We start from the raw sequence: 12,870 nt of genomic DNA on the forward strand, positions 1-12,870 counted from the left end.
CTATGCTACCCCCTGCCAACCTGCCCAACTCCGCCGCTACTTTGCAAGACCAGGAAAAAGCCCAAGCCGGCGCCGCGGCCCTGCGCTGGGTGCGCGATGGCATGCTGCTGGGCTTGGGTACCGGTAGTACATCGGCGCAGTTTATTAGGCAGTTGGGGGTGGCAGTGCAGGCAGGGCTGAAAGTGCAGGGCACCGCCACCTCGCTGGCCAGCGAGGCGCTGGCGCGTGAGGTAGGCATTCCGCTGGTGGCACCGCGCCGGGGCCTGCGCTTCGACCTAGCTGTGGATGGGGCCGATGAGCTGGATGGCCAGCTACGCCTCATCAAAGGCGGTGGCGGGGCGTTGCTGCGCGAGAAATTGCTCGAAACGGCTTCCGACTATTTGCTGGTAGTAGTCGATTCGTCGAAGGTAGTACCCACCCTGGGCCGCTTCCCGCTGCCGCTCGAAGTAGTGCCGTTTGCGCTGCCCTGGGTACTCGATGCCGTGGAGGCGCTGGGCGGCGCGCCCGTAGTGCGCATGGCCAAAAATGACGCAACCACTTACTATTATTCCGACCAAAAGAACCTGCTGGTAGACTGCCACTTCGGCCAAATTGCGGATGCCGAGCGGTTGGCAACGCAACTCAAAACCATCCCGGGCATTGTGGAGCACGGTCTTTTTCTCGGTTTAGCCAAAGCGGCTGTGGTAGTGCGCGGCGGCGAAGCCTTCGTGCTGCGGCCTGGCCAGGAGGCGCGGCCGGCGTCGGACTTTGCAGAACTGCCGTAATCAATACCAAAAAAGGCCGTATTGCTAAACGCAGTAAAGCATCTCTACCGCACCCGTTATGGCGTAGTAGAGATGCTTTACTGCGTTTAGCAATACGGCCTTTTTAGCGGCGGAGTAGCAGCTAGCTGCTTTGCTGATTCTTTAATTCCTTCGCCGCGGCCGCATCCAAAAACCAGTCTACTTCGTCGCTCGATGGAGCAATAAGTTGGGCTGGGTATTGCTCAATATCCCGGTCAAACTCCAAGATTTGCTGCACGGCCAGCGCCTTGCTTGCGCCATATACTAGGAAGGCAATGGCTCGCGCTTGGTTAAGGAGCGGGGCCGTCATGGTGATGCGAAATACTTGCTGCTCAGGCAAAAAGACTTCCTTCACCCCCACGGTCGTATCGTGCAAAACTGGGGTGTGCGGAAACAGCGAGGCCGTATGGGCATTGTCGCCTAGCCCAAGCAGCACGAGGTCGAAACGCGCTTTTTTCTCCTCAAAAAATTCCTCAATGGCCAGCGCATACTGCGTAGCCGCTTCGGCGGGGGGTAGGCGCGTATCGACGGCAAATACCTGCGCCGACCGAATTGCCAGCGGCTCAAACAGCGCCTTTTTAGCCATCAAGTAATTGCTGTCGGGCGAGGTTTGGGGCACGTTGCGCTCGTCGCCGAAGAAAAAGTAAACCTGTTCCCAGGCTACTTTCTCTCGGTATTCGGGCGATGCCAGTAGCTCGTAGAGTTTTTTGGGCGAGCTGCCACCCGATAGCGCCACCGCAAACCGCCCGCGGGCGGCTACGGCTTGGCTGGCTACCGCCACAAAATAATCGGCTAGGGTCCGCAGGACTTCGTCGGCTCCGGGAAAAACGTGAAGTTTCATCGGACTATTTTTTGCTGCTCAGCGGGAGCGTAAACCAGTGAAAACCGTCCTTCGCAATAAGCGCTTCGGCCACCTCCGGGCCCCACGAATCGGCCGAATAGTTGGGGAAATTCTGGCTCACGCGGTTTTGCCACGAAGTCACGATGGGCATCACCAAGTCCCAGGCCTCCTCTACCTGGTCGCCGCGCATAAAGAGCGTTTGGTCGCCGAGCATTACATCGAGCAGCAGCGTTTCGTAGGCTTCGGGGGCCTGCGCCACGTAGGTGCCCTTGTAGTCAAACACCATGTCCACGGTGTTAAGCATCATTTCCACGCCGGGGCGTTTGGCCTGCACTTGCAGCCGAATGCTCATTTCGGGCTGAATGCTGATAACCAAACGGTTTTGGCGCATCGTATCCGCCGTTTCGGGCGGAAAGATGAAGTGCGGCACATCCTTAAACTGAATGGTGATAACCGATGCCGAGCGGTGCAAGCGTTTGCCAGTACGCAAGTAAAACGGCACTCCTTGCCAGCGCCAGTTGTCAATGAAAAACTTCACTGCCGCGAAGGTTTCGGTGTTCGACTGCGGGTTGGCACCGGGCTCCTCGCGGTAGCCGGGCACCTGCGCCCCTTCTAGCCAACCAGCGCCGTATTGCCCCCGCACGGCCTGCTCGCGCACGCTCTCAGGCGTAAAGCGGCGCATGGCGCGCAGCACGTCTACCTTGCGGTTGCGTACCTCCTCGGCGCTGAAGCTGATGGGCGGCTCCATAGCCACGATGCACAGCAATTGCAGCAGGTGGTTTTGAATCATGTCGCGCAGCGCGCCCGAGCCGTCGTAGTAGCCGGTGCGCTCGCCTACCCCCAGTTGCTCGGTTACCGAAATCTGCACGTGCTCGATGCTATTGCGGTTCCAAAGCGGCTCCATGATGGCGTTCGCAAAGCGAAAAGCCATGATGTTCTGCACCGTTTCCTTGCCCAGGTAGTGGTCGATGCGGTAAATCTGCTTTTCCTGGAATATGCGGCCCAGCAGCAGGTTCAGCTCCTTGGCCGATTCTAAGTCGTGCCCAAAAGGCTTCTCAATAACGATGCGCGTACGCTCGGCATCGGTTGTGAGGCCAGCTTTGGCCAGGTTTTCGGCAATAATAGGGAAGAAGTTAGGTGCTACCGCCAGGTAATAAATAACGTTGGCGGGCGCTTTCCATTCCTTCTCTAGCTCCTTAATGCGGGAAGCAAAGTCCTTGTAGGTCTCGGCGTTCTGCACATCGGCGGCTTGGTAGTGCACACGGGGGCCAAAGCCGGCCCACTTGTCGTCGGCTACCTTGCCGCTGCGCGAGAACTCGTTGATATCCTTCAGCATCCGACCCTGGAATTCCTCGTCCGTGAGCTTGGTGCGGCCCGTGCCGATGAGGGCAAATTGCTCGGGTAGCCAGCCTTCGAGGTACAGGTTGTAGAGGGCCGGGGCCAGCTTGCGGGCGTTCAGGTCGCCGGTGCCGCCAAAAATGACGAACACAGTCGGCTGCGATTTTAAAAGGGCGTTCATTTACAGCTTCGGTTTAGTAGTCTCCTCGTTCGACTGCTTTACACCGGGCTCGGGCGGCGTAGTAGGTGGCTGGTTGGTAGCCGGGCCGGCTGGGGCTTCGGGCTTGCTGCGCATGCCCGTCCACTGGGTATGGAAAACGCCCTCTTTACCAACTAGTTCGTAGGTGTGCGCCCCAAAGTAGTCGCGTTGCGCCTGAATGAGGTTGGAAGGGAGCCGCGCCGTGCGGAAGGCATCGAAGTAGCCTAGCGCGCTGGTGAAAGCCGGCACCGGTAGCCCGGCAGCCGTAGCAGCGCCAATTATGGTGCGCGAGCCACCCACTGCGCCTTTTACTAGCTCTTGCACTTTGCCATCGAGTAGCAGGTGCGCCAAGTTGTTGTCGCCCTGGTAAGCGTTGTAGATATCATTCAGAAAGGCCGACCGAATAATGCAGCCGCCGCGCCAAATGCGGGCAATGGTGGCCAGCTGCAAATCATATTTGTATTCGGTCGAGGCATTAGCCAGCATGTTCATCCCCTGGGCGTAGGTGATAATCATGCTGAAATAAAACGCCTGTTCTAGGCTGGTCAAAAAGGCTTCCTTATCCTCCGTCAGCGGTTGCTCATCGGTGGGGTAGAGGCCGGCCAATTGCACGCGCAGCTCCTTGTACTTCGACAAGTCGCGCATGGCCACGGCCGTATCTACCGTGGGCAGTGGTGCTTGCAGGTCCATCGCTACTTGCGACGTCCACTTGCCCGTGCCCTTGGCCCGCGCCTCATCCTTAATGTCGTTAAACAGCAGGTGGTCGCCGTCGGGCGTTTTAAAAGCGAAAATATCCTTGGTAATGTCAAGCAAAAAAGATTGCAAGCGGCCCTCATTCCACTTCGTGAACACCGCGCCGATTTCGTCGTCATTCAGCTTCAGGCCATTTTTGAGCAAGCCGTAAGTTTCGGCAATCAGCTCCATCAAACCGTATTCGATGCCATTGTGCACCATCTTCACAAAGTGCCCGGCGGCCCCCGGCCCCATGTAGGCCACGCAGGGCTCGTCGCCAACGTGCGCCGCGATGGCATCAAACACTGGCTGCATGGTTTTGTAGGCATCCTTATCGCCGCCCGGCATCATGCTAGGGCCAAAGCGGGCGCCTTCCTCCCCACCGCTCACACCCATGCCGAAGAAGTGAAAGCCTTTCTCAGCCAGTTCTTTATCGCGGCGCGTAGTGTCCGTAAAGTACGAGTTGCCGCCATCGATGAGAATGTCACCGGGGCTTAGCAGCGGCACCATGTCGGCAATAACGCTGTCGACGATGGGGCCGGCGGGCACTAGCATCATAATGGCGCGCGGCGTGCTGATGCTCTGCACAAAGGCTTGCGGGTCGGTAAAGCCCTGCACGGGCTTATCCTTGCCTTCCTGAGCCAGCAAGTCAATTTGCTTCTGGTTTTTGTCGTAGCCGGCTACCGCAAAGCCATGGTCGGCCATATTCAGTAGGAGGTTACGGCCCATTGTGCCGAGGCCAATCATGCCAAAGGCGTACTGCGTGGGGGTGTCGCTCATCGGGGTGTCTGGGAGAAGTGAGGGGTGAAACGGCAAAGGAAGGCTATACGCAAAAACGGCTGGTAAGCTGCCCGCCAATTGCCAGCGCTACCCCCCCGTTCGGCTACGAACTGCCTGTTTAACGTAAGAAACCTTCGCCCAATTAGTTTTAAAAATGCCAATTCGCACCTGGATTTTTGGTGGGTTGGTGGCCTTGGCGCTCGTGCCCGCGCTGGCCGCCACTAGCGCCCTACCCCCCGGCCTAGCCCAAACCCTGCGCGCCAGCCGCTGGAAGCAGCGGGTGCTGCTTATTGGCGCACCCAGCGCCACCCAAGCCGATTTTCAACGCCAAAAAACCTTGCTTGCTACCGAGGCTAACGGCTTGGCCGAACGCGATTTTCAGGTGTTGGAAGTGCTCTATGACCAACTCTCGCCCGCCGACCGCCAGTATTGGCAGCAGCAGTTGGGGCAGGCGCTCGCTGGCTTCGTCGTGGTGCTGGTGGGCAAAGACGGTGGCGTGAAGCAAACCAGCGCCCGGCCCCTACCCCCCGCCGCACTCTTCAGCACCGTGGATAAAATGCCCATGCGCCGTGAGGAAATGGGCCGCAAGGATAAAAATTGAGGCGTCGCTTGTTTGACTAAATCATTAAAAAAGAACGTCCTGCTTCGATTTCGCTCAGCAGGACGTTCTTTTATTTTAGCGAAACGTTCTTCTTACAGAAGTCTTTGCCTACCCCACCAGCACGGCGTCGCTGGCCGCGATTTCTTCCAGGATGGCGTACACTTCCTCGCCCAGCTCGGCATCGACCAGGCGGGTGCGCCACTGCTTGGCGCCTTCCAGGCCGCGGAAATAATGTGTGTAGTGGCGGCGCATCTCGAAGATGCCGGCTTTCGGACCTTTCCACTCCAGGCTTTTGTCGAAGTGCATTTTGCACATAGCAATGCGCTCCTCCAAAGTCGGCGGCGCGAGTTTTTGGCCGGTAGTGGCGTAGTGCTTCACCTCCCGAAAAATCCAGGGGTAGCCGATGGCGGCGCGCCCAATCATGACGCCGTCCACGCCGTAGCGGTTTTTGTAGGCTACCGCTTTTTCGGGCGAATCGATGTCGCCGTTACCAAAAATCGGGATTTTGATGCGCGGGTTTTCCTTGATTTTGGCGATGAGGCGCCAGTCGGCCTCGCCCTTGTAGAGCTGCACGCGGGTGCGGCCGTGCACCGTAAGCGCCTCAATACCTACGTCTTGCAAGCGTTCGGCCACTTCCTCCACGTTTTGCGTTTCGGTGTCCCAGCCGAGGCGGGTTTTTACCGTCACGGGCAAGTGGGTGTTTTTAACCACGGCGGCGGTCATGGCTACCATCTTCGGAATGTCGCGCAGCAGGGCCGCGCCCGCACCGCGCAGCGCCACCTGCTTCACCGGGCAGCCGTAGTTGATGTCAATCAAATCGGGGCCCGCCTCGGTGCTGATGGCGGCGCACTCGCCCATCGTATCCACGTCGGAGCCAAACAGCTGAATGCCGATAGGGCGCTCGTAGTCAAATACATCGAGCTTTTGCCGGCTTTTGGCCGCCGCCCGAATTAGGCCTTCGCTCGAAATGAACTCGGTGTACATCAGGTCGGCCCCGTTGGCCTTGCACACGGCGCGGAAGGGCGGGTCGCTCACGTCTTCCATGGGCGCTAGCAGGAGCGGGAAGTCGGGCAGCTGAATGTTGCGAATATGGACCACAGATTTTTCAGATTTAAGCAGATTGCACGGATTTTGTAGGCGCCGCGCCGGGCGCTGGCACCGGTCGACAGGCGCCTCGCCCGGCGTAAGTCAATAGTTATGCGCAAATTTACACCCTCTCGAACAGCCCCTACCCTATGAAAGGTTTGTTACCCCGCCAGGTTCACCCCATTCTCCAGCTGCTGATGCTGGTGGGACTGGCTGTTGCGGGGCTTAGCCTAGCCAGCCTGTTGGCCTTAATACTGGCCAACCAGGTATATGGCGTGTCGCTCACGCAGTTCGGCGAGCTGTCGGCCAAGCCGCAAGCGGCGCCGCACGCCTGGGCCGTGCTTATGCTGTTGCAAGGGCTGTCGCTGGCCGGCTTGGGCGCCGGCGCGGCCGTACTGCCGCTGGTGCTACAGCAGTCGCCGAGCGATTATTTCGCCCCGCGCCGGCTGGCTGCGGCTTGGGGCCCGTTGGGGGCGGCAGTGCTCATTGTCTGCCTTATTCCGTTGCTATCGACGATAGTGACCTGGAACGCGGGCGTGCACTTTCCCGCATTTTTGCACGACTTTGAACTGTGGGCACGGGGTATGGAAGACCAAGCCACCGACATCACAAAATACCTGACCAATTTTAGCACCCCCGGCCGCCTAGGAGTGGGGCTCCTCGTGATTGCCCTGGTGCCAGCCATTGCCGAGGAACTCGTATTTCGGGGGGTAGTGCAACGCAATTTGGTGCGCTGGTTTGCGTCGCGGCACGTGGGCGTGTGGCTAGCAGCGGCGGTTTTCTCGGCCGTGCACATGCAGTTTTTTGGGTTTGTGCCGCGTTTTTTGCTGGGGCTGGTGCTGGGTTATCTGTACGAGTGGAGCGGCAATATTTTGGTGCCGATGGCCGCGCACTTCACGCAAAACGCCTTTCAGCTCGTTCTCATTTATTTGGCCCAAAGCCACCGCCTACCCACCTCTTTCGACCCCGACGCCAACCAGGTGCTGCCCTGGCCCACCGTGCTCGTTTCGGCCGTGCTGAGCGCGGCGCTGCTCTACGGCCTGCGCCAGCGCTGGGCCACCCCGCCGGCGGCGCCTGCCACGCCCGTTTCTTAACCTATCCTCTACTGTTGAATCCTGACCTGACCCCTACCCCCCCTGCCGACGCCCAGCCCAAAGGCCCCAGCAACCTACGCCTGCGCGTGATTTGGGGTGCCCTCGCGGCGGCGCTACTCGTGGGCTGCACCTTCGGCGGGCCCATCTCGTTCGCGGTATTCTTCGCCGCCGTGCAGGCCGTGATATTGAAGGAATTTTACCGGATAATGCGGGCCGGGGGGCACAAACCGGCCTTCTGGATTGGGCTTGCAGTGGGGGTGCTTATCTTCTTGACTATCAACCTCGCGGTTGGGTACGGGCATTACGCGAAGCTTTTTGGCTGGCCAGCAGGCGCTACAGGATACCCGCCTTTAGCTGCGCTTCCGCAGTCTATGGCTGGGCAATCATCTGCATGGCTGTTGCTGGCAACTGGCGCGCTTTCGGCGGTCAATTGGCTGGCCGGGGCTATGCTAGTATTGCTGGTGGTAGTGTTGCGTGAGGTACTCTTATGGCCCAATAGCGGCCATCCTTTTCTCAATATTGGCGCTACCATTACCGGCTTACTCTACGTGAGCCTGCCAATGGCTTTGCTGAGCTTGATAGCGTTTGGCTCTGGTCACTTCGAGCCAGGCCGCGTGTTCTGCCTCATTTTCTTCGTGTGGGCGGCCGATACTGGCGCCTACTTCGCCGGCAAAAACTTTGGTAAGCACAAGCTGGCGCCCAGCATTTCGCCCGGCAAAACCTGGGAAGGCTGGGCCGGCGGGGCGGCGCTCACGCTTATCGTTGGGTGGGCGGCTGGCTATTTCCTGCCCGATATTCCTTTAAGCCACCGGCTGGTGGCAGCGGGGGTAGTGGCCGTGTTTGGGCCACTCGGCGACTTAGCCGAATCAATGCTCAAGCGCAGCGCGGGCGTGAAAGACTCGGGTACTTTCCTGCCTGGCCACGGGGGGCTGCTCGACCGCTTCGATGCTTTTTTGCTGGTGCTACCGGTGCTGGCGCTGTTGCAAATTTTGGTGGGGTAGGGCATCCGCGAGCGGGGGCAGGGTGGCGGCTTTCGCCGGATTGGGGAAGGTATTCGCCATCCGGGCGGCGGGGCAAGTCGTACCTTTGCGGCGCGTTTTCGTAAGCGCGTCATTCTTCTCTTCCCACCCACCCTTCACTTCATTACTCCCTCACATGGCAACCACCACTGTGTATAAAGAGCCAGCCCCGCAGGTCGGCCACACCGAAAACCCGCTTGAGTCCATGATGTCGCGCTTCAATGTGGCGGCCGAAATCCTGGGGCTCGACGACTCTACTTACGCCGTGCTGAAGGCGCCCGACAAGCAAGTAATCGTGAGCTTGCCCGTATCGATGGACAACGGCGAGGTGCGCGTTTTTGAGGGCTACCGCGTGGTGCACAACACCATCTTGGGCCCCAGCAAAGGCGGTATTCGCTACGATAAAAATGTAAACATCGACGAGGTGAAAGCCCTCGCCGCCTGGATGACCTGGAAGTGCGCCGTGGTAGACATCCCCTATGGCGGGGCCAAAGGTGGCATTATCTGCGACCCTACCACTATGAGCGTAGGCGAGCTAGAGCGCCTCACTCGCGCTTACACCGTGAGCATGAAGGATGTATTCGGCCCCGACCGCGACATTCCGGCTCCCGACATGGGCACCGGTCCTCGCGAAATGGCCTGGATAATGGACGAATTTTCGAAGACCGTAGGCCAAACGGCCTCTGCCGTCGTCACGGGTAAGCCGCTCGTTATGGGCGGCTCGCTGGGCCGCACCGAGGCCACCGGACGGGGGGTAATGGTGTCGTGCTTGGCTGCCATGAACAAGCTGGGCATGAAGGTCGAAGAAACTTCGGTGGCCATTCAGGGCTTCGGCAATGTGGGCTCGTGGACGGCCAAGCTAATGCATGACAAAGGCCTGAAAATCAAGGGTGTTTCGGATATTTCGGGGGCTTATTGGAACGATAACGGCATCAACATCGACGAGGCCATTGCCTATAAAAATGCCCACGGCGGCCGTCTCGAAGGCTTCGAGGGCGCCGACCCAATGGACCCTACCAAGCTTCTGACCTCTGAAGTAGACGTGCTGGTGCCCGCCGCCGTGGAAGATGTTATCACCGAGCAAAACGCGCCCTTCATTAGAGCCAAGCTGATTGTGGAAGGTGCCAACGGCCCAACCTCGGCCTCGGCTGACCCTATTATCTACGAAAAAGGTATTTCGGTAGTGCCCGACATCCTCGCCAACTCGGGCGGGGTAACGGTGAGCTATTTCGAATGGGTGCAGAACAAGCAGGGCTTCAAGTGGAGCCTCGATATGGTGACCGAGCGCGCCGACCGTATCATGACTGAAGCGTTCGAGAAAGTATATGCCGTTAGCCAGAAATATAATATTTCGCTCCGCATTGCGGCCTACGTAGTGGCCATCGATAAGGTGGCTCAGACGTATAAATACCGCGGCGGCTACTAAGCAGCGCAGATTGACGCAGATAAAGCAGATTTTGTTAGTTCAGACGAACGCACATTTCTGGCTTTACTACCCGTCTCAATTTTTAGAAAGGACGTAGGCTCATCAGCTTACGCCCTTTCTTTTTAAGCCATAATTACTCCTGTTAAGGACTTTGCAAACAGATTTATTTGTTGAAACTTTGCTACCGATGGAATCGGCGAAATCTGCTCCATCTGCGTCAATCTGCGATTTATGAAGATACACAAAGAAGGCCGCCGCATTTTGTTTGTGACCTTGCTGGTACTACTGGCTCTCAACCTGCTGCTGAGCCGCTACAACGCCCCTAATGTGGTGTTTAACCGCATTTTTGCGGGGGTATCGGTGGTGGTATTTCTTACGCTACTCCAGTTTTTTCGCTCGCCCTTCCGGCGCTTGCTCACGCACGAGGACTTGCTGCTAGCCCCGGCCGATGGCAAGGTGGTAGTGATTGAGGAAGTATATGAGCCTGAGTACTTTGAAGATGCCCGCCGGCAAATCAGCGTGTTTATGTCGCCCATCAACGTGCACATTACCCGCAACCCGGTGTCGGGCATTGTGCGCTACTTTAAGTACCATCCTGGCCAGTATTTGGTGGCTTGGCACCCCAAAAGCAGCACGCAAAACGAACGCACTACGGTGGTGGTCGAAAGCGATGCCGGTCCGCTAGTACTCTTCCGGCAGATTGCCGGCGCCATGGCCCGCCGCATCGTGTGGTACGTCAATGAGGGCGACGAAGTAAGCCAGGGCGAGGAGTTTGGCTTTATCAAGTTCGGCTCGCGGGTTGATATTTTCGTGCCCCTCGATGCCGAAATCAAAGTAGAACTTGGCCAGAAAGTGAAAGGTGGCGAAACGGTTATTTGCCAATTTAAAGCTTAATCTCTCTACCTAAAACAAGCCGGCCGCGGGCGCTAGAAATATTCTAGCGCCCGCGGCCGGCTTGTTTTAGGGTAGGGGCTCAAACTAGCTACTGCATCATCTGCGCGGCCCCTGGCATGTGCAGCACCGCATAGCGAGCAGCTAAGCCCAGTAGCAGCATCAGCCCGCCGCAAATAGCTAGGGGTAGCAACCAACTGCGCGGCTGAAACTGAGTGGTATTTACGTAGCGCGGCCAAAACCACAGCACGTAAGTCAGGATAAGTGGCAGGTCGAGTACCGAAAGTAGCAGCGCACTGATTTTATAGTGCTCGGTCAAATACTTGAACAGCAGCGTTTTCAAGGCCAGGTAAGCCACTACCAAAAGCACCAGCTTGAGCACGGCTCCTTGGCGCTTAAGCTGGCGCAGGTTCAGGGCCAAAAGCACGGCCCCTGCTACCACCGAAAACATCACCGAAAATAACATGATGGCTACCGGCGTATACAACTCGGGTAGGTTGGCATCGTCGCGCTCAAGCGCGGCAGGGGCGCTCAACTGGGCAACCTTCGCCGCCTCGGTTTGCTCCTGCACGGCCGCTTCGAGTGAAGGGCGCAGCGCGGCTTCCTCGGGGGCCGGCTGGCCCCGTCGCCGCAGCTCGTCGAGCGCCGCTAGCACGGCCGCTTCGCGGTACTGGGCGTAGCCAGTCACGTACTCGCGTAGCGCTGCATCGGGCTTGAGGGCCATTTTGGCCGCGTAGTCTTCCATCGAGGTGAAGGAGCTAGAAAGAAGAAAATAATGCCTCTCCTTTCTTAACTCCTTTTTATTTAAAAAAAGTTTGTAAGGCCGCGCCCGCCCGGCGCACATCCTCAAACGAATTATAGAGTGGCACGGGTGCCAGGCGAATAACATTTGGCTCGCGCCAATCGCCAATAATGCCCTGGGCTGCTAAAAAATCGAACAGTTCGCGTCCACGCTCGTGCACCAGCAGCGACAGCTGGCAGCCACGCTGCGCGGGGTCGGCGGGGGTAATAATTTCGAGGTGATTGGCTGGCAAGCCCAGCGACTTTATCCAGAATTCGAGGTAGCCCGTTAGCTTTTCGCTCTTGGCACGCAACGGCGCCAGGCCGCCTACCCCCTCAAAAACCGCTAAGCTGGCCTTGTGCACGGCCATGGGCAGCACCTGCCCGCACGACACCTGCCAGCCGTCGGCACCGGGGGTAGGGCGAAAGCCTTTTTTCATCTGGAACCGCTCCTTGGGGTCTTGGCCCCACCAGCCGGCCAGCCGCACCAAATCGGGGCGATTAGCAAAACGCTCGTGCACAAACGCGCCGGAGGTACCGCCCGGCCCCGAATTGAGGTATTTATAAGTGCACCAGCAGGCAAAGTCCACGTCCCAATCGTGTAGCTTCAGTTCGATGTTGCCGGCTGCGTGGGCCAAGTCGAAGCCCACGAGCGCGCCTACCGCGTGGCCCGCCCGCGTAATGGCCGCCATATCGAACACCTGCCCCGTGTAATAATTGATGCCACCTAAAATGATGGTAGCCAGCGAGTCGCCAAGCTCCGCAATCTTGGCCTCAATATCCTCAGTGCGCAAGGTGTGCTCGCCGGGGCGAGGCACTAGCTCCACGATTACTTCGTCGGGGTCGAGGCCGTGCAAGCGAGCCTGGCTTTCGAGCGCGTACTGGTCCGAGGGAAAGGCGCCGCCTTCCATCAGCACTTTGTAGCGGGTGGGGGTAGGGCGGTAAAACGACACCAACAACAGGTGCAGGTTCACCGTCAAAGTGTTCATTACTACTACTTCCAGCGGCCGGGCACCTACAATGCGGGCTTCAGCTTCGGCCAAGGTTTTGTGGTAAAACATCCAAGGTGCCTCGCCATGAAAATGCCCTTCTACCGCCTGCGTTTCCCACGACTTAAACTCGGCTTCGACGGCCGCGCGCGCAGCTATTGGCAACAATCCCAGAGAGTTGCCGCAGAAATAAGCAGTCGGCCGGCCGTCGGGGCCCGGCGGAATGTGGAAATCGGCCCGCGTAGCCGCGAGGGGGTCGGCCGCATCCTGAGCGGCGGCGAAAGCGGGGGTGAGGTCGTAGGTCATGGGTGG

12 protein-coding genes are annotated in these 12,870 nt (G+C 58.5%); 6 read left to right on the top strand and 6 right to left on the bottom strand.

Annotated elements, in window-relative coordinates; translation table 11 throughout:
* The first annotated feature begins 2 nt into the window (after window positions 1–2).
* On the top strand, window positions 3–764 hold the full coding sequence (gene rpiA, locus GO988_RS08745; protein WP_157564274.1) for a ribose-5-phosphate isomerase RpiA: 762 nt from the start codon (window positions 3–5) through the stop codon (window positions 762–764).
* Between the two features lie 121 nt (window positions 765–885).
* Here rpiA and pgl read toward each other — a convergent pair whose 3' ends face one another.
* The 3 genes from pgl to gndA are packed head-to-tail and all read right to left on the bottom strand — an operon-like array spanning window position 886 to window position 4,672.
* Window positions 886–1,623: a 6-phosphogluconolactonase gene (gene pgl, locus GO988_RS08750; protein ID WP_157564276.1), complete on the bottom strand. Its 738-nt coding sequence runs from the start codon at window positions 1,621–1,623 to the stop codon at window positions 886–888.
* Between the two features lie 4 nt (window positions 1,624–1,627).
* A complete protein-coding gene (gene zwf, locus GO988_RS08755; protein WP_157564278.1) occupies window positions 1,628–3,142 on the bottom strand; it encodes a glucose-6-phosphate dehydrogenase in 1,515 nt (504 codons plus the stop codon).
* Window positions 3,143–4,672, bottom strand: a complete 1,530-nt coding sequence (gene gndA / locus GO988_RS08760; protein ID WP_157564280.1) for an NADP-dependent phosphogluconate dehydrogenase — start codon at window positions 4,670–4,672, stop codon at window positions 3,143–3,145.
* 154 nt (window positions 4,673–4,826) lie between these two features.
* Between gndA and GO988_RS08765 the strand changes: the two genes are divergently transcribed.
* Window positions 4,827–5,273: a DUF4174 domain-containing protein gene (locus GO988_RS08765; RefSeq protein ID WP_157564282.1), complete on the top strand. Its 447-nt coding sequence runs from the start codon at window positions 4,827–4,829 to the stop codon at window positions 5,271–5,273.
* A gap of 108 nt (window positions 5,274–5,381) precedes the next feature.
* On the opposite strand, the gene dusB is transcribed toward GO988_RS08765, so the two are convergent.
* Window positions 5,382–6,371, bottom strand: a complete 990-nt coding sequence (gene dusB / locus GO988_RS08770) for a tRNA dihydrouridine synthase DusB (protein ID WP_317164827.1) — start codon at window positions 6,369–6,371, stop codon at window positions 5,382–5,384.
* Between the two features lie 137 nt (window positions 6,372–6,508).
* Here dusB and GO988_RS08775 point away from each other — a divergent pair, with 137 nt between their 5' ends.
* The 4 genes from GO988_RS08775 to GO988_RS08790 all read left to right on the top strand — a co-directional run bounded on the left by GO988_RS08775 (window position 6,509) and on the right by GO988_RS08790 (window position 10,792).
* Window positions 6,509–7,453, top strand: a complete 945-nt coding sequence (locus GO988_RS08775) for a CPBP family intramembrane glutamic endopeptidase (protein ID WP_157564286.1) — start codon at window positions 6,509–6,511, stop codon at window positions 7,451–7,453.
* Window positions 7,454–7,467: 14 nt separating this feature from the next.
* On the top strand, window positions 7,468–8,454 hold the full coding sequence (locus GO988_RS08780) for a phosphatidate cytidylyltransferase (RefSeq protein ID WP_157564288.1): 987 nt from the start codon (window positions 7,468–7,470) through the stop codon (window positions 8,452–8,454).
* Between the two features lie 154 nt (window positions 8,455–8,608).
* Window positions 8,609–9,898 (top strand): Glu/Leu/Phe/Val family dehydrogenase, encoded by a 1,290-nt coding sequence (locus GO988_RS08785; protein ID WP_157564290.1) that lies wholly within the window; start codon window positions 8,609–8,611, stop codon window positions 9,896–9,898.
* A 231-nt stretch (window positions 9,899–10,129) separates the two neighbouring features.
* Window positions 10,130–10,792 carry a phosphatidylserine decarboxylase family protein gene (locus GO988_RS08790; protein WP_157564292.1) on the top strand — a complete coding sequence of 221 codons (663 nt, stop codon included), beginning with the start codon at window positions 10,130–10,132 and terminating at the stop codon, window positions 10,790–10,792.
* A gap of 88 nt (window positions 10,793–10,880) precedes the next feature.
* On the opposite strand, the gene GO988_RS08795 is transcribed toward GO988_RS08790, so the two are convergent.
* Window positions 10,881–11,534, bottom strand: a complete 654-nt coding sequence (locus tag GO988_RS08795; RefSeq protein ID WP_157564294.1) for a hypothetical protein — start codon at window positions 11,532–11,534, stop codon at window positions 10,881–10,883.
* Between the two features lie 55 nt (window positions 11,535–11,589).
* A complete protein-coding gene (kynU, locus tag GO988_RS08800; protein WP_157564296.1) occupies window positions 11,590–12,864 on the bottom strand; it encodes a kynureninase in 1,275 nt (424 codons plus the stop codon).
* Window positions 12,865–12,870: the final 6 nt, after the last annotated feature.

This window comes from Hymenobacter ginkgonis (assembly GCF_009755225.1).
Classification (GTDB): Bacteria; Bacteroidota; Bacteroidia; order Cytophagales; family Hymenobacteraceae; genus Hymenobacter; species Hymenobacter ginkgonis.

Excerpts from the sequence above, each read along its gene's own strand:
- GO988_RS08765 (WP_157564282.1), top strand. The coding sequence starts at position 4,827 with ATGCCAATTCGCACCTGGATTTTTGGTGGGTTGGTGGCCTTGGCGCTC.
- GO988_RS08775 (WP_157564286.1), top strand. The coding sequence starts at position 6,509 with ATGAAAGGTTTGTTACCCCGCCAGGTTCACCCCATTCTCCAGCTGCTG.
- pgl (WP_157564276.1), bottom strand. The coding sequence starts at position 1,623 with ATGAAACTTCACGTTTTTCCCGGAGCCGACGAAGTCCTGCGGACCCTA.
- GO988_RS08795 (WP_157564294.1), bottom strand. The coding sequence starts at position 11,534 with ATGGAAGACTACGCGGCCAAAATGGCCCTCAAGCCCGATGCAGCGCTA.
- rpiA (WP_157564274.1), top strand. The coding sequence starts at position 3 with ATGCTACCCCCTGCCAACCTGCCCAACTCCGCCGCTACTTTGCAAGAC.
- GO988_RS08790 (WP_157564292.1), top strand. The coding sequence starts at position 10,130 with ATGAAGATACACAAAGAAGGCCGCCGCATTTTGTTTGTGACCTTGCTG.
- zwf (WP_157564278.1), bottom strand. The coding sequence starts at position 3,142 with ATGAACGCCCTTTTAAAATCGCAGCCGACTGTGTTCGTCATTTTTGGC.
- gndA (WP_157564280.1), bottom strand. The coding sequence starts at position 4,672 with ATGAGCGACACCCCCACGCAGTACGCCTTTGGCATGATTGGCCTCGGC.
- kynU (WP_157564296.1), bottom strand. The coding sequence starts at position 12,864 with ATGACCTACGACCTCACCCCCGCTTTCGCCGCCGCTCAGGATGCGGCC.
- GO988_RS08785 (WP_157564290.1), top strand. The coding sequence starts at position 8,609 with ATGGCAACCACCACTGTGTATAAAGAGCCAGCCCCGCAGGTCGGCCAC.